The sequence below is a fragment of the Streptomyces sp. NBC_00503 genome, assembly GCF_036346895.1.
Classification (GTDB): Bacteria; Actinomycetota; Actinomycetes; order Streptomycetales; family Streptomycetaceae; genus Streptomyces.
The window spans coordinates 5,142,448-5,159,713 of the sequence record NZ_CP107855.1 but is presented as its reverse complement, the minus strand read 5'-3'; the positions used below and the strand labels follow the sequence as shown (position 1 = coordinate 5,159,713).

Annotated in this window: 17 protein-coding genes; 9 read left to right on the top strand and 8 right to left on the bottom strand. The window is 70.8% G+C overall.

What is annotated here, in order from left to right:
* Positions 1–6: 6 nt before the first annotated feature.
* Both ppgK and OG490_RS24075 read right to left on the bottom strand, forming a co-directional pair.
* Positions 7–756, bottom strand: a complete 750-nt coding sequence (ppgK, locus tag OG490_RS24080) for a polyphosphate--glucose phosphotransferase (RefSeq protein WP_330298355.1) — start codon at positions 754–756, stop codon at positions 7–9.
* A 74-nt stretch (positions 757–830) separates the two neighbouring features.
* The gene (locus OG490_RS24075) at positions 831–1,835 is read right to left on the bottom strand and encodes a 4-hydroxy-3-methylbut-2-enyl diphosphate reductase (protein ID WP_330298354.1); all 1,005 of its coding nucleotides are present in this window, start codon (positions 1,833–1,835) and stop codon (positions 831–833) included.
* Positions 1,836–1,921: 86 nt separating this feature from the next.
* Between OG490_RS24075 and OG490_RS24070 the strand changes: the two genes are divergently transcribed.
* The 4 genes from OG490_RS24070 (at position 1,922) to OG490_RS24055 (ending at position 5,696) form a co-directional block, all read left to right on the top strand.
* Complete coding sequence (locus tag OG490_RS24070; RefSeq protein WP_330298353.1) at positions 1,922–3,358, top strand: APC family permease; 1,437 nt, start codon at positions 1,922–1,924, stop codon at positions 3,356–3,358.
* A gap of 9 nt (positions 3,359–3,367) precedes the next feature.
* Complete coding sequence (gene xseA, locus OG490_RS24065; RefSeq protein ID WP_330298352.1) at positions 3,368–4,609, top strand: exodeoxyribonuclease VII large subunit; 1,242 nt, start codon at positions 3,368–3,370, stop codon at positions 4,607–4,609.
* A gap of 71 nt (positions 4,610–4,680) precedes the next feature.
* Positions 4,681–4,923 carry an exodeoxyribonuclease VII small subunit gene (locus tag OG490_RS24060; RefSeq protein ID WP_330298351.1) on the top strand — a complete coding sequence of 81 codons (243 nt, stop codon included), beginning with the start codon at positions 4,681–4,683 and terminating at the stop codon, positions 4,921–4,923.
* 182 nt (positions 4,924–5,105) lie between these two features.
* A complete protein-coding gene (locus OG490_RS24055) occupies positions 5,106–5,696 on the top strand; it encodes a malonic semialdehyde reductase (protein WP_330298350.1) in 591 nt (196 codons plus the stop codon).
* Positions 5,697–5,817: 121 nt separating this feature from the next.
* Here OG490_RS24055 and OG490_RS24050 read toward each other — a convergent pair whose 3' ends face one another.
* Positions 5,818–6,351: a DUF4245 domain-containing protein gene (locus OG490_RS24050; protein WP_330301040.1), complete on the bottom strand. Its 534-nt coding sequence runs from the start codon at positions 6,349–6,351 to the stop codon at positions 5,818–5,820.
* Between the two features lie 211 nt (positions 6,352–6,562).
* On the opposite strand from OG490_RS24050, the gene glpX reads away from it, so the two are divergent.
* Positions 6,563–7,594, top strand: a complete 1,032-nt coding sequence (glpX, locus tag OG490_RS24045) for a class II fructose-bisphosphatase (protein ID WP_330298349.1) — start codon at positions 6,563–6,565, stop codon at positions 7,592–7,594.
* A 120-nt stretch (positions 7,595–7,714) separates the two neighbouring features.
* On the opposite strand, the gene OG490_RS24040 is transcribed toward glpX, so the two are convergent.
* Both OG490_RS24040 and OG490_RS24035 read right to left on the bottom strand, forming a co-directional pair.
* The gene (locus OG490_RS24040) at positions 7,715–8,089 is read right to left on the bottom strand and encodes a WhiB family transcriptional regulator (RefSeq protein WP_443065863.1); all 375 of its coding nucleotides are present in this window, start codon (positions 8,087–8,089) and stop codon (positions 7,715–7,717) included.
* Between the two features lie 153 nt (positions 8,090–8,242).
* Positions 8,243–8,938 (bottom strand): DUF1707 SHOCT-like domain-containing protein, encoded by a 696-nt coding sequence (locus OG490_RS24035; RefSeq protein WP_330298348.1) that lies wholly within the window; start codon positions 8,936–8,938, stop codon positions 8,243–8,245.
* A 161-nt stretch (positions 8,939–9,099) separates the two neighbouring features.
* Here OG490_RS24035 and OG490_RS24030 point away from each other — a divergent pair, with 161 nt between their 5' ends.
* Positions 9,100–10,764 (top strand): fumarate hydratase, encoded by a 1,665-nt coding sequence (locus OG490_RS24030; RefSeq protein WP_330298347.1) that lies wholly within the window; start codon positions 9,100–9,102, stop codon positions 10,762–10,764.
* A 138-nt stretch (positions 10,765–10,902) separates the two neighbouring features.
* Complete coding sequence (locus OG490_RS24025) at positions 10,903–11,508, top strand: hypothetical protein (RefSeq protein WP_330298346.1); 606 nt, start codon at positions 10,903–10,905, stop codon at positions 11,506–11,508.
* Here OG490_RS24025 and OG490_RS24020 read toward each other — a convergent pair.
* On the bottom strand, positions 11,492–11,869 hold the full coding sequence (locus OG490_RS24020; RefSeq protein WP_330298345.1) for a hypothetical protein: 378 nt from the start codon (positions 11,867–11,869) through the stop codon (positions 11,492–11,494). The genes OG490_RS24025 and OG490_RS24020 overlap by 17 nt on opposite strands.
* Positions 11,870–11,969: 100 nt before the next feature.
* Here OG490_RS24020 and OG490_RS24015 point away from each other — a divergent pair, with 100 nt between their 5' ends.
* A complete protein-coding gene (locus tag OG490_RS24015) occupies positions 11,970–12,743 on the top strand; it encodes a glycerophosphodiester phosphodiesterase (protein WP_330298344.1) in 774 nt (257 codons plus the stop codon).
* Here OG490_RS24015 and OG490_RS24010 read toward each other — a convergent pair.
* Complete coding sequence (locus OG490_RS24010; protein ID WP_330301038.1) at positions 12,697–13,923, bottom strand: RNA-guided endonuclease InsQ/TnpB family protein; 1,227 nt, start codon at positions 13,921–13,923, stop codon at positions 12,697–12,699. The two genes, OG490_RS24015 and OG490_RS24010, sit on opposite strands and share 47 nt — an antisense overlap.
* A 247-nt stretch (positions 13,924–14,170) precedes the next feature.
* Positions 14,171–15,700 (bottom strand): ricin-type beta-trefoil lectin domain protein, encoded by a 1,530-nt coding sequence (locus tag OG490_RS24005; protein WP_330298343.1) that lies wholly within the window; start codon positions 15,698–15,700, stop codon positions 14,171–14,173.
* 107 nt (positions 15,701–15,807) lie between these two features.
* Between OG490_RS24005 and OG490_RS24000 the strand changes: the two genes are divergently transcribed.
* Positions 15,808–17,223 (top strand): class II fumarate hydratase, encoded by a 1,416-nt coding sequence (locus OG490_RS24000; protein WP_330298342.1) that lies wholly within the window; start codon positions 15,808–15,810, stop codon positions 17,221–17,223.
* Positions 17,224–17,266: the final 43 nt, after the last annotated feature.

The following is a 17,266-nucleotide window of genomic DNA, read 5'->3' as shown; positions in this document are numbered from 1 at the left end:
TCCCTCCTAGGGGGTGGCCGCCGAGTGCGCCGCCATCGCCGCGCCCACGATGCCCGCGTTGTTCTGCAGTTCCGCCGGGACGATCGGCGCGCGGACGCCCTCGATCAGCGGCAGGAACTTCTCCGGCTTGCGGCTCACTCCCCCGCCGATGATGAACAGGTCCGGGGAGAACAGCATCTCCACGTGGGCCAGGTACTTCCCCACCCGGCGCGCCCAGCGCTCCCAGGTGAGGTCCCCGTCCTCCTTCGCCTTCACCGACGCCCGCGTCTCCGCGTCGTGGCCCTTCAGCTCCAGGTGCCCGAGCTCCGTGTTGGCCACCAGCCGCCCGTCCGTGAACAGCGCGCTGCCGATCCCGGTGCCCAGCGTGAGCAGGATGACGGTGCCGCCGACCCCGCGCCCCGCCCCGTAGGCCATCTCCGCGATCCCCGCCGCGTCCGCGTCGTTCAGGACGGTGACCGGGCGGCCGTCCAGGCGGCCGGACAGCAGGGCCGCCGTGTCCGTGCCGATCCAGGCCTTGTCCATGTTGGCCGCCGAACGGGTGACTCCGCCCGTGACGACCCCGGGGAACGTGACCCCGACCGGGCCGTCCCAGTCGAAGTGGCGCACCACCTCGACGACGCAGCCGGCCACCTCTTCGGGGGTGGCCGGCTGCGGTGTCAGTACCTTGTGGCGCTCCTGCGCCAGATCGCCGCGGTCCAGGTCCACGGGAGCGCCCTTGATCCCGGAGCCGCCGATGTCCACACCGAAAATCTGCATGGACACACCGTACGAAATGACCCGCCGAAGCGCTCCGCCCCGGACCGAACCGGACCGAAGAGGAGGAGACCCGCCTACTTCTCGGAGACCAGCTCCGCCGCCTCGGCGCGCAGGTCCCGGCGCAGCTCCTTGGGCAGCGAGAAGACGATCGACTCCTCGGCCGTCTTGACGATCTCCACGTCCGCGTACCCGCGCGCGGCGAGCCACTCCAGCACCTCTTCGACCAGCACCTCCGGCACCGAGGCGCCCGAGGTCAGGCCGACCGTGGTGACGCCTTCCAGCCAGGCCTCGTCGATCTCGCTCGCGAAGTCCACGAGGTACGAGGCCTTCGCGCCGGCGTCGAGGGCGACCTCGACCAGCCGGATCGAGTTCGAGGAGTTCTTGGAGCCGACGACGATGACCAGGTCGCAGTCCTTGCCCATCACCTTGACCGCCTCCTGGCGGTTCGAGGTGGCGTAGCAGATGTCGTCGCTGGGCGGCGAGACGAGCAGCGGGAACCTGGTCTTCAGCGCGTCGACCGTCTCCATCGTCTCGTCGACCGACAGGGTGGTCTGCGACAGCCAGACGACCTTCGACTCGTCGCGGACGGTGACCTTCTCCACGTCGTGCGGGCCGTCCACGATGGTGATGTGGTCCGGGGCCTCGCCGGAGGTGCCGATGACCTCCTCGTGGCCCTCGTGGCCGATGAGGAGGATGTCGAAGTCCTCGTTCGCGTACCGGATCGCTTCCTTGTGCACCTTGGTGACCAGCGGGCAGGTCGCGTCGATCGTCGCGAGCTTGCCGCGCGCCGCCTCCTCGTGCACCACGGGGGCCACCCCGTGCGCCGAGAACATCACGATGGAGCCCTCCGGCACCTCCTCCGTCCGCTCGACGAAGATGGCGCCCTTCCTCTCCAGGGTCTGGACCACGTACTTGTTGTGCACGATCTCGTGGCGTACGTAGACCGGCGCACCGTACTGCTCGAGGGCTTTCTCGACGGCGATCACGGCTCGGTCCACGCCCGCGCAGTAGCCGCGGGGGGCGGCGAGCAGGACGCGGCGGGATGCGGGAGCAGGGGCGGGAGCAGTCATACGCTCCATCGTACGGGGGTCTCCAGGAGGCCGGACGTCCCCCGTTCGACACAGACTGGGTCGAACGTCCGTACCGACTGTCCCCCGGAGGAACGATGGCGTCCGCGACGGATTCCAGCACGACGCCCGACGCCCCCGGACCGTCCGGAGGCGGTGCGCCCGGGCCCGCTGCCGCGCTGACGCGGAGCCTGGGCTTCCGCGACCTGGTCGTCTACGGACTGCTCTTCATCGCCCCCATGGCCCCGGTCGGCGTCTTCGGGACCCTCGACGCCAAATCGCACGGCGCCGTCGCCCTCGTCTACCTCGCCGCGACGGTCGCGATGGCCTTCACCGCCTTCTCGTACGCCCAGATGGTGCGGGTGGCCCCGCAGGCCGGCTCCGTCTTCACGTACGCCCGCAAGGGCCTCGGCGAGGGCCCCGGCCTGATCGCCGGCTGGATGGCGATGCTCGACTACCTGCTGATCCCGGCGGTCGCGTACCTCTTCTCCGGGATCGCCATGCACGCCCTGGTCCCGGAGGTCTCCCGGTGGGTGTGGACGGCGCTGGCGGTGGCCGTGACCACTCTGCTCAACCTGTGGGGCGTACGGGCGGCAGCGCGCGTGGGCTTCGCCGTGCTGGCCATGGAGATCCTGGTCCTGCTGGTGTTCCTGGTCTCGGCGGCGTGCGTGCTGGTCCGGGACGGGGCGCAGCGCGGCTGGCTCTCCCCGCTCACCGGCGACGGCTCGCTGGGCTTCTCGACGGCGGCGGTGCTCGGCGCGGTCTCCGTGGCGGTCCTGTCGTACCTGGGCTTCGACGCCATCGCCTCCTTCGCCGAGGAGGTGACGGGGGGCAGCGCCAAGGTGGCGCGGGCGGTGCTGTTCTGCCTGGCGCTGACGGGGGTGCTGTTCATCGCCCAGACCTATCTGGCGGCCCTGCTGACGCCGGTCTCCTCGGCGGAGCTGGCGGCCGACCCGGCGTTGCAGGGACCGGCCTTCTACACCACGGTCGAGGCTTCGGTGGGGGGCTGGCTGCACGACCTGGTCGCCGTCAGCAAGGCGATCGGGGCGGCCTTCGCGGCGCTGGCCGGGCAGGCGGCGGCCGGCCGGCTGCTCTTCGCGATGGCCCGCGAGCGGCGGCTGCCGCGCCTCCTCGCCCGTACCTCGCACGGCACTCCGCGTACGGCCCTGCTGGTCGCGGCCACGGTGACGCTGATCGCGGCGGTGTGGGCGGCCCGGCGCGACGACGGCCTGGACCACCTGGTCTCGGTGGTCGACGTGGGCGCGCTGGTGGCGTTCACGCTGCTGCACGCCTCGGTGGTCGGCTGGTTCGTCGTCAAGCGGCGCGAGGGCGCCCCGAACTGGTTCAAGCACCTGGTGATGCCGGTGCTCGGCGCCGCCGTGACCGTCGCGGTGATCGTCGAGGCCTCGTGGACGGCGCAGGTGGTGGGGGCCGTGTGGCTGTTGGTGGGCCTGGGGGTACTGGTGGCCCAGCGCGGGCGACGCGCGGGCTCCGAGGGGCCCGGGCCCGACACCGGTGTCGGTGAGACCGCCTAACCTGCGTGCATGGGTCTGAATACGTCGGCTGACGCGCCGCTGCCGGTCGGTCAGGTGTCCCGGCTCATCGGGGGCTGGATCGACAAGCTCGGCCAGGTGTGGGTGGAAGGGCAGATCACGCAGCTCTCGCGGAGACCGGGAGCGGGGGTGGTCTTCCTGACGCTGCGCGATCCCTCGCACGACATCTCCCTCAGCGTGACCTGCTTCCGCCAGGTCTTCGACGAGGTCGCGGACTCCGTGACGGAGGGCGCGCGCGTCGTCGTACTCGCCAAGCCCGAGTGGTACGCCCCGCGCGGGCAGCTGTCCCTGCGGGCCACGGAGATACGGCCCGTCGGGATCGGCGAGCTGCTCGCCCGGCTGGAGCGGCTCAAGCGCTCGCTGGCCTCGGAGGGGCTCTTCGCGCTGGACCGCAAGAAGCCGCTGCCGTTCCTGCCCCAGCTGATCGGGCTGGTGGTGGGGCGGGCCTCGGCGGCCGAGCGCGACGTCCTGGAGAACGCGCGGCGCAGGTGGCCGGCGGTCCGCTTCGAGGTCCGCAACGTGGCCGTCCAGGGGGTGCACGCGGTACCCCAGGTGATCGAGGCGGTCAGGGAACTGGACGCCATGCCCGAGGTGGACGTGATCATCGTGGCGCGCGGCGGCGGCAGCGTGGAGGACCTGCTGCCCTTCTCCGACGAGGAGGTCGTACGGACCGTCGCGGCGGCCCGTACGCCGGTGGTCTCGGCGATCGGGCACGAGCCGGACTCCCCGCTGCTGGACCTGGTCGCGGACCTGCGGGCGTCCACGCCCACGGACGCGGCGAAGAAGGTGGTCCCCGACGTCGGCGAGGAGCTGGAGCGGGTGCGCCAGCTCCAGGGCCGGGGGCTGCGCGCCGTGCGCGGGCTGCTCGACCGGGAGGAGCGGGGGCTCGCGCACGCGCTGGCCCGGCCGGTCTTCGTCCACCCGCAGCGGATGGTGGAGACCCGGGAGGCCGAGCTGGACGCGCTGCTGGCGCGTGCGAGGCGGACCCTGGGCCACTTGCTGGACCGGGCGGATTCGGAGCTGGCGCACACGCTGGCCCGGGTGGTGGCGCTGTCTCCGGCGGCCACGCTGGAGCGCGGGTACGCGGTGCTCCAGCGGGCGGACGGGCACGTGGTGCGCTCGCCCGAGGACGTGGCGGCGGGCGACGTGCTGCGGGCGCGGGTGGCGGAGGGGGAGTTCGCGGTGCGGGTCTCCGAGGACGCGCAGGCGGGTGGCGCTGAGGGCGGCGCCTAGGACGACGCCCGGGGCGGCACACGCCTCAACCACAAAGTCGTTGCATTACACACATTGAACTGGGAGCGGGAATGGCCGGAACCGAAACGGCGCTGGGATACGAGCAGGCCCGGGACGAACTCATCGAGGTCGTCCGCAAGCTGGAGGCCGGCGGGACCTCCCTGGAGGACTCGCTCGCGCTCTGGGAGCGCGGCGAGGAGCTCGCGAAGGTGTGCCGCCACTGGCTGGAGGGCGCCCGGGCCCGGCTGGACTCGGCGCTGGCGGCACGGGATGCGGCGGGGCCCGACGGGGACGGCGGGGACGGCGGGGAGTGACCTGGGGGTAACCCGGGCAACCCGGGGGCGACCTCGGGGCGACCCGGGCACGCGGGGGATTACCGGGCGGTGACCCGGGAGTGACCTCGCTCACCTCCACCCCGGTTTAGTTGAATTTTCATCTATCTCCGTCGTAGAGTCGGGACATCGCTTCGCATTTCCGTACAGAAGAAGGCTTTCCGATGTCTCTCGTTCTCGACGCCGCCGCTCAGGACCTCCTCTTCCGTGAGGCGCGCACCGCCAACACGTTCTCCGACGAGCCGGTGACCGACGAGCAGATCCAGGCCATCTACGACCTGGTGAAGTTCGGCCCGACCGCCTTCAACCAGACCCCGCTGCGCATCACCCTGGTCCGCTCCCCCGAGGCCCGCGAGCGCCTGGTGAAGCACCTGGCCGAGGGCAACCAGGCCAAGACCCTGGCCGCCCCGCTGGTGGCGATCCTGTCCGCGGACAACGAGTTCCACGAGGAGCTCCCGCAGCTGCTCCCGCACTTCCCGCAGGCCAAGGACATGTTCTTCTCCCAGCGTCCGGTCCGCGAGCAGTCCGCGCTGGTCAACGCCTCGCTGCAGGCCGCCTACTTCATCCTGGGCATCCGCGCCGCCGGCCTGGCCGCCGGCCCGATGACCGGCCTGGACTTCGCCGGCGTCGAGAAGGAGTTCCTGGACGGCGACCACACCCCGCTGATGGTCATCAACATCGGCAAGCCGGGCGAGGACGCCTGGTTCCCCCGCTCCCCCCGCCTGGACTTCGACCAGGTCATCACGACCGTCTGACCCCGAGCAACCGTCCGAGCCGGCCCGACCCCCCGGGCCCGAGCCGCCGACGACAAAGGCCGCGTACCCCGGAAATCTCCGGAGCACGCGGCCTTTCGCGTACCTGCGCCGCGCCCTGCCGCTACTGCTGCGGCTGTTCGGGGCCCTGCTTGAATTCCAGGGCTGCGGCCATCACTCCGAGGTCCTCGAAGGAGGCCGTGCCCGTCACCACGGTGACGTAGCCCTGTTCGCGGCGTACGAGGGCGTCGTACTTCTCGCCGTCCCAGCGCTCCCAGGTCCGGTCGCCGACCTGCTGCGTCTGCCCGGTGGCCGCCGCCTTGCGCGTCACCTTGCCGATGTAGCCCGCCGTGGTGTCCGTCGACTGCTCGATCGCCACGTACTGCTTCTGCGGATCCAGGAAGCCCAGGTGCCAGGAGCTGGCTTCCTTCCCGTCGTACGTCACCGAGGTCGCCCGCCACTCCTGCGGCAGCCCGACGGGGGCCGCCACCGGGTACGGGGCCGCACGCCGGGCCGTGAGCTTCTCGACGCGGTAGTCGATCACCCGCGTCGGATCGGCTTTCTCGTCATGTGGGATGAAGATGTAGATCCCGCCCACGACGAGACCGATCACCACCAACGAGAGGACCATGTCCCGAATCGTCTGCTTGCCTTTCATACCTGCCACCGGACCATGGTCCCGCATCGCCCGCGGCGATCACCGCCGGGGTCCGTGTCGCGTCCCGCAGGGGGCGCAAGATGTCCGCTCAGGACAAACGGCTGACCGATATACCGCTCATACGTGACCCGGTCTGCTCAATATGTCGACGTACCGATAGAGTCCAGGGACCCTCACTCCCGGCCGTCGCCGTACAGAAAGGTGCGCTCCGATGACCGAGCACAACCTGCCGCCTCAGCTCGAAGTCTCTCCGGAGGCACCCGACCGCAACCTCGCACTGGAGCTCGTCCGGGTCACCGAGGCCGCCGCCATGGCCGCGGGCCGCTGGGTCGGGCGCGGCGACAAGCTCGGCGCCGACGGCGCCGCGGTCAACGCCATGCGCACCCTGATCTCCACCGTTTCGATGAACGGCGTCGTCGTCATCGGCGAGGGCGAGAAGGACGAAGCCCCGATGCTCTTCAACGGCGAGCGGGTCGGTGACGGCACCGGTGCCGAGGTCGACATCGCCGTGGACCCGATCGACGGCACCACCCTGAACGCCAAGGGCATGCCGAACGCCATCGCCGTCCTGGCCGCCGCCGACCGCGGCACCATGTTCGACCCGTCCGCGGTGTTCTACATGGAGAAGCTGGTCACCGGTCCCGAGGCCGCCGACTTCGTCGACATCAACGCCCCGGCGTCCGTCAACATCCGCCGCGTCGCCAAGGCCAAGAACATGGCCGTGGAAGACGTCACCGTGGTCATCCTCGACCGCCCCCGTCACGAGGGCATCGTCAAGGAGATCCGCGAGACCGGCGCGCGCATCAAGTTCATCTCCGACGGCGATGTCGCCGGCTCGGTCATGGCGGTCCGCGAGGGCACCGGCGTCGACCTGCTCCTGGGCATCGGCGGCACCCCCGAGGGCATCATCTCGGCCTGCGCCATCAAGTGCCTGGGCGGCACCATCCAGGGCAAGCTGTGGCCCAAGGACGAGGACGAGCGCCAGAAGGCCATCGCCGCGGGCCACGACCTGGACCGCGTCCTGCACACCAACGACCTGGTCTCCGGCGAGAACGTCTTCTTCGTCGCGACCGGCATCACGGACGGCGAGCTGCTGCGCGGCGTCCACTACCGCTCCGAGACCGCCACGACCTCCTCGCTGGTCATGCGCTCGAAGTCGGGCACGATCCGCCAGATCGACTCCACCCACCGGCTCTCGAAGCTCCGCGCGTACAGCGCGATCGACTTCGACCGCGCCCAGTAGGACCGGGGCCGCAAACGGCGCTGCGCCCCGGGGCAGGGCGCGGCACGGCACGGCAGGAAGGGGCGCTCCCGCGTGCGGCGGGAGCGCCCCTTGTCGTGTGTCCTCAGCCCGCCCGTCCGCCTACGAGGCTTCGCGCAGCTCCCCCGCCCGGCGGCGGCGCCGCGCCAGCACCACCCGGCGCTCGGCGGCGGTGAGCCCGCCCCAGACCCCGTAGGGCTCGGGCTGGAGCAGTGCGTGCTCCCGGCAGGCGACCATCACGGGGCAGCGGGCACAGACCCGCTTGGCGGCGTCCTCGCGGGACAGCCGGGCCGCGGTCGGCTCCTTGGAGGGGGCGAAGAACAGCCCGGCCTCGTCGCGCCGGCACACCGCGTCCGCGTGCCATGGCCCGTCCTCTTCCCTGGCCGGCACCCGCGGCTTCGGTACGGCCGCCGTCGGCCGCCCCCGAAGAGTCTGGACGGCGGCTACCTGCAGGGACTGGCGCGGCGGATGCGGCACGGTCTACTCCTGACGACGTATACGCGAGCGAGAGACGATGCACCTGTCCCTACCCGCTGTGCGCGCCCCTATGCACCCAGTGCCGCCGATCCGGACGGTTCGACCGAAACCCGACGGCGCCCACGGGCTCCCGGGAGCCCCTACGGCGACGGCCTAGGTCGTCTCTCCCTCGTCCCCGGCCCGCTTGCCGAGCCCCCGCGCCAGGTCCACCAGGCGGGCGCCCCGCTTGTGCCGCGCCTCGATGTTGCCCAGCAGGGCGAAGCCGCGGACGATCACGACGGGGGCCTGCGGGTCGGCTTCGCCGCCCCGGCCCTCGCCGTGCACCTCGAGGTTGCCGAGGACCCCGCTGCCGTAGCCGCGCAGCGTGACGTTCTCCGGGACCAGGATCTCGACGTTGCCGAGGACGCAGGTCACGTTGATCTCGGTGACCTGCTGCTGGAAGACGGCCTCGGTGAGGTCGATGGTGATGTCGCCGAGGACGGAGACGGCGCGGGTGTTCGCGCCCGGCCGCCAGCGGCCCTTGCGGGAGGAGCTGCTGAACACCGCGACGAGGGTCTCGGCGGGGAGTTCCGTCAGCTGCTGCGGCCCCGCGTACCCCGCGGCGGCGTACGGGGGCTGCTGCCCGGCGGCGGCGCCGGGCGCGGGCAGGTCCCGTACGAGTACGTCCAGCTCGCCGACCGTCTTCAGCTCGTACAGCGAGTCCAGGCGGTCGGAGTGCTCTTCGGAGGTCAGCCGGCCCTCGGCGAGGGCGTCGGCGAGGATCTGCGCGATCCGGTCCCGGTCGGCGTCGGAGGCGCGCAGTCCGGCAGGGGCGGGCGCGGGGGCGGAGGGGTGCTTTTCCAGGTCCACACCACCCAGCATAGCGAGACACGATAGATCGCGATACTCCTCGGCCGGTGCCCAGTGAGCCTTACCTCACAGACAAACGTCCCGGCGGAGGTCCTACGCTGGATACCGCGCTGCCAATTGGTCGCCAGCGCCGTCTGCCGAGTGAGGGAATGACTGCCGTCATGCCAGAGTTTGCGTACACCGACCTGCTGCCCCTGGGCGAGGACAACACCCCCTACCGGCTGGTGACCGCGGAGGGCGTCTCGACCTTCGAGGCCGACGGCCGTACGTTCCTCAAGGTCGAGCCGGAGGCGCTGCGCAAGCTCGCCGAAGAGGCGATCCACGACATCCAGCACTTCCTGCGCCCCGCGCACCTCGCGCAGCTGCGCCGCATCATCGACGACCCCGAGGCCAGCGCGAACGACAAGTTCGTGGCGCTGGACCTGCTCAAGAACGCGAACATCGCGGCGGCCGGCGTCCTGCCGATGTGCCAGGACACGGGCACGGCGATCGTGATGGGCAAGCGCGGCCAGAACGTCCTCACCGAGGGCGGTGACGAGGCGGCGCTCTCGCGCGGCATCTACGACGCGTACACCCGCCTGAACCTGCGCTACTCGCAGATGGCCCCGATCACCATGTGGGAGGAGAAGAACACCGGCTCGAACCTGCCCGCGCAGATCGAGCTGTACGCCACCGACGGCGGCGCGTACAAGTTCCTCTTCATGGCCAAGGGCGGCGGCTCCGCCAACAAGTCCTTCCTCTACCAGGAGACCAAGGCGGTCCTCAACGAGGCCTCCATGATGAAGTTCCTGGAGGAGAAGATCCGTTCGCTGGGCACCGCGGCCTGCCCGCCGTACCACCTGGCGATCGTGGTCGGCGGCACCTCGGCCGAGCACGCACTCAAGACCGCGAAGTACGCCTCCGCCCACTACCTGGACGAGCTGCCCACCGAGGGCTCCGCGCTGGGCCACGGCTTCCGCGACGAGGCCCTGGAGCAGCAGGTCTTCGAGCTGACCCAGCGGATCGGCATCGGCGCGCAGTTCGGCGGCAAGTACTTCTGCCACGACGTCCGCGTGGTCCGCCTCCCCCGCCACGGCGCCTCCCTCCCGGTCGCCATCGCGGTCTCCTGCTCGGCGGACCGCCAGGCCACCGCGAAGATCACCGCCGAGGGCGTCTTCCTGGAGCAGCTGGAGCGCGACCCGGCCCGCTTCCTCCCGGAGACCACCGACGAGCACCTGAACGACTCCGCGGACGTCGTCTCCATCGACCTGAACCAGCCGATGGACGAGATCCTCGCGACCCTGACCAAGCACCCGGTCAAGACCCGCCTGTCCCTGACCGGCCCGCTGGTCGTGGCCCGCGACATCGCGCACGCCAAGATCAAGGAACTCCTCGACTCGGGCGCCGAGATGCCGCAGTACCTCAAGGACCACCCGGTCTACTACGCGGGCCCCGCGAAGACCCCCGAGGGCTACGCCTCCGGCTCCTTCGGCCCGACCACGGCCGGCCGCATGGACTCCTACGTGGAGCAGTTCCAGGCGGCGGGCGGCTCCAAGGTCATGCTGGCCAAGGGCAACCGTTCCCAGCAGGTGACGGACGCGTGCGCCGCGCACGGCGGCTTCTACCTCGGCTCCATCGGCGGCCCGGCCGCCCGTCTGGCCCAGGACTGCATCAAGAAGGTCGAGGTCCTGGAGTACGAGGAGCTCGGCATGGAGGCGGTCTGGAAGATCGAGGTCGAGGACTTCCCGGCCTTCATCGTGGTCGACGACAAGGGCAACGACTTCTTCCAGAACCCTGCCCCGGAGCCGACGTTCACCCACATCCCGGTCCGCGGCCCGGGTCTGTAACAGACTGGCCCGAGGGCCCCTCCGCCGATCGGCGGAGGGGCCCTCTCGCATGTCCGCCGATCGGCAGATGGATCACGGGCGGGCTCCCGGCGAGGCTGTTCCCACACCCGAACAGCCGATGCCCAAGGGGAGTTCACCATGAATAACCGCACCCGCACCCTCGCCCTCGCCCTCGCCGGATCCGCCGCGCTCCTCGCCACCCTGATCGGGGCGGCCCCCGCCCCGGCGGCGCCGTCGGCCCCGAAGCCCGCCTCCGTGCACGGCGCGGGCAAGGTGTTCTACCCCTTCTCCCCCAAGGACGACATCCGCTTCACGGTCGACGCCGACGGGGACCCCTGGAGCCAACCCCTCAAGCTCGAGAACGCCGAGAAGGGCCTGCCGACGGACGCCAGCGGCTGGGTGACCGTCCACCACGGCGTCCACGGGTCGGACTTCGCCGCCGTCTCCCGCGCGAAGGTGGACTGCCTGGTCACCGGTGGGGGGACGGCCACGCTGACCGCGGTGGTCGAGACCTCGAACGTCGGCTGGGAGGGCATGCGGATCGGCATCAGCGTCCAGGACGGCCGCCACGGCGAGCCCGACCGCGTGGGCTTCTCCTGGGGCGTGGCCAACCTCGACGTACACCCCGACCTCACGGCCACCCAGGCCACGGTCGGCACCTGCATGGCCCCGGCCCCCTTCACCGAGGTCGTCCAGGGCGGCTTCAAGGTCACCTCGGCCCCCTTGACTACCCAGCCCCGCTGAGCAGCCCCGTCAGGAACCGGGCCTCCACGGGGGTGGCGTCGTAGCCGTCGCGGACGGCTGTGAGGAGCTCTTGCATCGTCAGCCCGAGGGCATCGCGAAGGAGTCTCAGGCCCGCACCGCCCGCACCGCCCACACGGAGCAGGACCGTGCCCTCGGCCACCACCAGAGCCGCGCGGACCTCCTCGGGAGGCCGGCCCTGCCCTTCGCTGCGGTTCCACGGCTCGGGGGCGCCAAAGCCGCAGGTGTCACATCTCCACTCGGACGTCCACAGCAGTCGGCCCCGCTCGATCCGCTGCCAGGCGTGCAGGGCGCAGCGCGGGCAGGGCTCGCAGTACAGGGTCAACGTCGTCGGATCCGGCATGGCGCCACCCTGCCCTGCCCCGGAGGGGGACCGCATCCAGTTAACGTCGGGGACACGACCCCGCGCCTGCGCGTTCACCCCGGTTTGCAAGGATTTCCGTATGGCTGTGACGACCTCCTCCCTCACCACGGCCCGCGGCACGCGGGTCATCGCTCATCGCGGGGCCTCCCACGAGCACCCCGAGCACACCCTGGCCGCCTATCGGCAGGCCATCGCCGACGGGGCCGACGCGCTCGAGTGCGACGTGCGGCTGACCGCCGACCAGCGGCTGGTGTGCGTGCACGACCGGCGGATCGAGCGGACCTCCGACGGGCGCGGGGTCGTCTCCGAGATGACCTACGAGGAGCTGCGCGGCCTCGACTTCGGCGCCTGGAAGGGGGCCGCGCACGCCGGGGCCCCGGTGCTGCTCTTCGAGGACCTGCTCCGTGAGGCGCTGGCCGCGCCGTACCCCGTCGGGCTCGCCGTCGAGACGAAGCATCCGACCCGGGCGGGCGGCCGGCTGGAGGCCGAGCTCGTACGGGTGCTGCGCGAGCACGGCCTCGCCGACGGCTCCGCCGGCCGCGTCGAGGTGATGAGCTTCTCGCGGGCCGCGCTGACCCGGATGCACCGCCTCGCCCCGGGCCTGCCGGCCGTGTACCTGATGGAGCGCAGGCTCCGCCCGGTGAGGCCCCCGTACGCCACCCACGCGGGTCCGGGCATCGACCTCGTCCGCCGGGACCCGGGACTGGTGGGCCGGCTGAAGGCCAAGGGGCTGTCGGTGCGGGTGTGGACGGTGGACGAGCCGGCGGACGTGGAACTGTGCCTGGACCTGGGCGTGGACACGATCATCACCAACCGGCCCCGGGCGGTACGGAAGCAGCTCGAATCCCGGTAACTCCTCCTGCCCCGACCCCAGGTCTTACAAGATCAGCACCAGCCGGGTTGAGACCAGCCCGGACCAGCATGACGTGTGCGGAGTTCTTGTCCCGTGGGGACACGGCTCCGCACGCGGTGCAGGTGTAGGTACGTGTCGAGAGTGGTAGTGCGTGCTTGGTTCTCGCTCCGCATTGTGCGCAGTCCATGGTGGTGTGCGCGGGGTGGACAAGGTGGAGTTCGCGGCCGTGTTTGCGGGCCATGTGGATCAGTGCCCGTTTGGTGGCGCCGATCGCCGCGTCGGCTGCCTTCTTCGCCATGGTGGACTTGGCGAGGAACTTCGGCCGGAAGTCCTCGACGGCGAGCCGGTCGTGATCCCGGACCACCGACTTGGCCCATTTGCGACCCGTGTCCTCACGCTGGCGTGCAATCTTCTGGTGGAGTTTCGCTGTCTGCCGCTTCGCCTGCCGGTAGCCCCTAGATCCGGCCTTGCCCTTCGGGGGCCTGCGCCGGGCCATCATCCGCTGGTAGCGGGCAAGCCCGGCGGCAGCCTTCTTCCCGTGCTGCGCGTGGGGAAGGTCGTGGGCGTCGCTGGTCGTGGTCGCTGTCTCCTTCACACCCCAGTCGATCCCGATCACCGCACCCGTCTCCAGGAGCGGCCGCACTTCGGCGGGGACGACGAAGGACGCGTACCAGTGGCCGAGACTGTCGCGGTGGATCCGCACCGAGGACGGGTCCGCCGGGAGATCGCGCGACCACACCACCGTTACGGCGATGCCGCCCGCCAGTCGCAGGCGGCCGCCCTTGATCCGGAAGCCGCGCTGCGTGTAGTTGAGGCTTAGGTCGGCCTGGTGCTTCTTCTTGTACTTCGGCATCCCGGCCCGCTGCCGCATCGGCAGCCGGGCCTTGATGTCCTTGAGCGCCTTGGCGCGGGACTTGCCGAAGTCCCGGATGAGCTGCTGCTGCGGAACGCTGCTGCCCTCACGCAGCCACCCGTTCACGCTGCGGGCCCCGGTCAGCATCTTGTCCAGCCGGGCCGGACCGCACTTCTCCTCCTCGGCATGCGCCTTCTTGGACCGGGCGCAGCACTCGTTCCAGACCCACCGGCACCGCGCCCACTCCGCTTCCAGAGCGGCACGAGCGGTGGACGACACGCGAAGCCGGTAGGTGTACCGGGCATGCCCGGCATCCTCGGCGGCCATCTGCGCTGTCGTCACTCGATCAACCTAAACGGGACCACTGACAATCCAGGAAAGCGCAGCTCGCAGTGGATGTGCAGCGCGCTCCGCCGCTACGCGGCCCAAATCAAGGACCCATTCCTCCCTGGGCTGGAGCCCTGTGCGTCCCAGGAGAAATCAGGTGAACATCCGGCCGGGGTGCGCCGGCCGGATGCGGGGGGCTGATCTGACGGGGTTACAGGTCTGACGAGGTGCAGGCCGGACAGGGGTCCTACACGAAGCGCTGGTTCGCCGAGCCGTTGCAGGTCTGCAGGCGCAGCGGCTCGTGGGCGGCGGCCACCGTCAGGCACATGCCCGGGGCGGCGGAGGGCCGGATGGTGGCTCCGTCACGGACGAACTGCTGGTTGGGGCCGCCGTGGCAGTTCCAGATGATCAGCGCGGTCCCGTTGCCGTAGTTGCCGGCGGGGGCGTCGAGGCAGCGGTCCTGGGTCAGCTGGATGTGGATCGACTTCTGCGCGGAGTCGTACCACCAGCCCTGGTTCCTGCCGCCGTGGCAGTCCCAGGCGATGATCTTGGTGTTGTTGGCGCTGGAGCCGCCGTTGGCGTCGAGGCAGTTGCCGGTCGCCTCGTTCTTGAGCGGCTTGTACAGGTCGTCCCAGGCCCCGGCCTGCAGGACGGGGGTGCCGGTGCTGGCCGGGTCGGCGCAGGAGGCCTCGCGCAGGCCGGAGGTGTAGAGCTGGGTCAGGCAGGACGCGAAGGCGCCGTGGCCGCGGTAGTTCGGGTGGAAGGACTGGCGGGCGGTGTTCTCGTCCCACGGGAAGTGGTCCCCGAGGTCCAGGTAGAGGCCGCGGGCCCAGGTGTCCTCCATGCAGACCTCGTGGCCGTTGAAGAGCCTCGAGTTGTCGAGGTAGGTCGCGCCCGCGGCGAGGGCGGCCGCGCGCATGCCCTTCTCGAAGGTGGGCACGGCGTAGTTGCGGCCCCAGGCGGCGTCGGAGTCGTAGCCTGCGCAGCCTCCGGGGAGCTTGCCCGGGAAGTCGGGGTTGTCGTTGAAGTCGGGGCCGATCGGGCTGGGGTAGCCCATCACGACCAGCTTGTAGTCGGAGTCCGCGTAGCCGGCGTCGCGCATGACCGTCTTGAGGTCCGCGATCGTCGACTCCACCTTGGGCTTGAGGCCGTCGACGCGCGCCTGCCAGCCCGGACCGTACTTGGGCTCGCAGGTGCCCTGGCTGAGCACCCAGCGTGTGACACAGTCGGTCATGACCGGGCCGAACTGCAGGTCGTCGTTGGCCCCGGCGACCAGCAGCACCATTTTGATCTTGGTGTTGCGGGCCTTGATGGCGAGGTTGTCGCTCTGGACCAGCTCGTCGGGGTACTGCTTGCTCCCGCCGATCCTGATGTTGCCGGTGTACCCGCCGGAGCAGGCCACGTTGAAGGTGAAGTCGGCCGGGATGCCGGTGCGGTGGATCGCCGAGTCGGGCGAGCGGTGGCACTGGTTGGCCGAGGTGTTGGTGGCGGGGTCGTAGTTGCCGACGCCCTCGCCCGAGATCTCGCTGTCGCCGAGCGAGATCAGGCCGGTCTTGCGGTCCGCGAGCGGGCGGATCGCGGAGTCTCCGTAGATGCTCGTCGCCTCGGCCGCCCGGATGGCCTCCAGTTCGGGCGAGAGGGGGGTCGCCGAGGACCCGGCGGCGGTCGCCGCGTGGGCCATGGGGGTGATGGCGGTGACTCCGCCGAGGACGGCCGCGACCGCCGCGCCGGCGGCGAAGGTAGATCTGAGCCTGGATTGTGTACGGGCACGTGCCATGAACGCCTCCCGGATATCAGTGTTACCCCCGGTATTTACTGGCCGGTAAGCGAGTTGGGAACAGTCCGAACAAGACAATTGCTCAACTTTTTGAGGAGGCACCACACATGACCCAGAATCAGCAGTCCCAGCAGCCCCCCGCCGGGTTCCGGATCGAGCACGACTCGATGGGCGAGGTACTCGTCCCGGCGGACGCCAAATGGCGAGCTCAGACCCAGCGCGCGGTGGAGAACTTCCCCATCTCGGGACAGCGCCTGGAGCGCGCCCACATCGAGGCGCTGGCCCGGATCAAGGCCGCGGCGGCCGCCGTCAACGCCCGGCTCGGCGTGGTCGACGAGGACATCGCCTCCGCGATCGCCTCGGCGGCCGCCGAGGTCGCCGAGGGACGCTGGGACGAGCACTTCCCCGTCGACGTGTTTCAGACGGGTTCCGGGACCTCGTCCAACATGAACGCCAACGAGGTGATCGCCACCCTGGCCACCGAGCGGCTCGGCCGCCCCGTCCACCCCAACGACCACGTCAACGCCTCGCAGAGCTCCAACGACGTCTTCCCGTCCTCCATCCACATCGCCGCCACCGCCGCCGTCACCCGCGAGCTGATCCCCGCCCTGGAGCACCTGGCCGAGGCGATGGAGCGCAAGGCCGCCGAGTTCTTCGCGGTGGTCAAGGCCGGGCGGACGCACCTGATGGACGCCACCCCGGTCACCCTGGGCCAGGAGTTCGGCGGGTACGCGGTCCAGCTCCGCTACGGCGTCGAACGGCTGCGGGCGGCGCTGCCCCGGCTGGCCGAACTCCCGCTGGGCGGCACGGCGGTGGGCACCGGGATCAACACCCCGCCCGGCTTCTCCGCCGCCGTCATCGCCGAGGTGGCCGCGGCGACCGGACTGCCACTGACCGAGGCCCGCAACCACTTCGAGGCCCAGGGCGCGCGGGACGCGCTGGTGGAAACCTCCGGGATGCTCCGTACGGTCGCCGTCTCGCTCACCAAGATCTGCAACGACCTGCGCTGGATGGCTTCCGGACCGCGCACCGGTTTGGCCGAAATCAATCTGCCGGATCTTCAACCCGGGTCCTCGATCATGCCCGGGAAGGTCAATCCGGTGGTCCCGGAGGCCGCCCTGATGGTCGCCGCCCAGGTGATGGGCAACGACACCGCCGTGGCGGTCGCGGGCGCCGCGGGCAACTTCGAGCTCAACGTGATGCTCCCCGTGATGGCCCGCAACATCCTCGAATCGATCCGCCTGCTCGGCAGCGTCAGCCGCCTGCTGGCCGACCGCACCGTCGACGGAATCACCGCCAACACGGCACGGGCCAGGGAATACGCCGAATCCTCGCCCTCCGTGGTGACCCCGCTCAACCGCTGGATCGGCTACGAGGAGGCCGCCAAGGTCGCCAAGAAGTCCGTGGCGGAGCGCAAGACGATCCGCGAGGTCGTCCTGGAATCCGGCTACGTGGAACGCGGCGACCTCACCCTCGAACAGCTCGACGAGGCCCTGGACGTCCTGCGGATGACCCACCCCTGAACCAGCCGGTCCGGATCCGCACAGGGGTCCGGATCCGGTCGTT

Bases quoted from the DNA above. Each gene is read 5' to 3' on its own strand.
- ppgK (WP_330298355.1), bottom strand. From the start codon at position 756: ATGCAGATTTTCGGTGTGGACATCGGCGGCTCCGGGATCAAGGGCGCT.
- OG490_RS24075 (WP_330298354.1), bottom strand. From the start codon at position 1,835: ATGGAGCGTATGACTGCTCCCGCCCCTGCTCCCGCATCCCGCCGCGTC.
- OG490_RS24070 (WP_330298353.1), top strand. From the start codon at position 1,922: ATGGCGTCCGCGACGGATTCCAGCACGACGCCCGACGCCCCCGGACCG.
- xseA (WP_330298352.1), top strand. From the start codon at position 3,368: ATGGGTCTGAATACGTCGGCTGACGCGCCGCTGCCGGTCGGTCAGGTG.
- OG490_RS24060 (WP_330298351.1), top strand. From the start codon at position 4,681: ATGGCCGGAACCGAAACGGCGCTGGGATACGAGCAGGCCCGGGACGAA.
- OG490_RS24055 (WP_330298350.1), top strand. From the start codon at position 5,106: ATGTCTCTCGTTCTCGACGCCGCCGCTCAGGACCTCCTCTTCCGTGAG.
- OG490_RS24050 (WP_330301040.1), bottom strand. From the start codon at position 6,351: ATGAAAGGCAAGCAGACGATTCGGGACATGGTCCTCTCGTTGGTGGTG.
- glpX (WP_330298349.1), top strand. From the start codon at position 6,563: ATGACCGAGCACAACCTGCCGCCTCAGCTCGAAGTCTCTCCGGAGGCA.
- OG490_RS24030 (WP_330298347.1), top strand. From the start codon at position 9,100: ATGCCAGAGTTTGCGTACACCGACCTGCTGCCCCTGGGCGAGGACAAC.
- OG490_RS24025 (WP_330298346.1), top strand. From the start codon at position 10,903: ATGAATAACCGCACCCGCACCCTCGCCCTCGCCCTCGCCGGATCCGCC.
- OG490_RS24020 (WP_330298345.1), bottom strand. From the start codon at position 11,869: ATGCCGGATCCGACGACGTTGACCCTGTACTGCGAGCCCTGCCCGCGC.
- OG490_RS24015 (WP_330298344.1), top strand. From the start codon at position 11,970: ATGGCTGTGACGACCTCCTCCCTCACCACGGCCCGCGGCACGCGGGTC.
- OG490_RS24010 (WP_330301038.1), bottom strand. From the start codon at position 13,923: ATGGCCGCCGAGGATGCCGGGCATGCCCGGTACACCTACCGGCTTCGC.
- OG490_RS24005 (WP_330298343.1), bottom strand. From the start codon at position 15,700: ATGGCACGTGCCCGTACACAATCCAGGCTCAGATCTACCTTCGCCGCC.
- OG490_RS24000 (WP_330298342.1), top strand. From the start codon at position 15,808: ATGACCCAGAATCAGCAGTCCCAGCAGCCCCCCGCCGGGTTCCGGATC.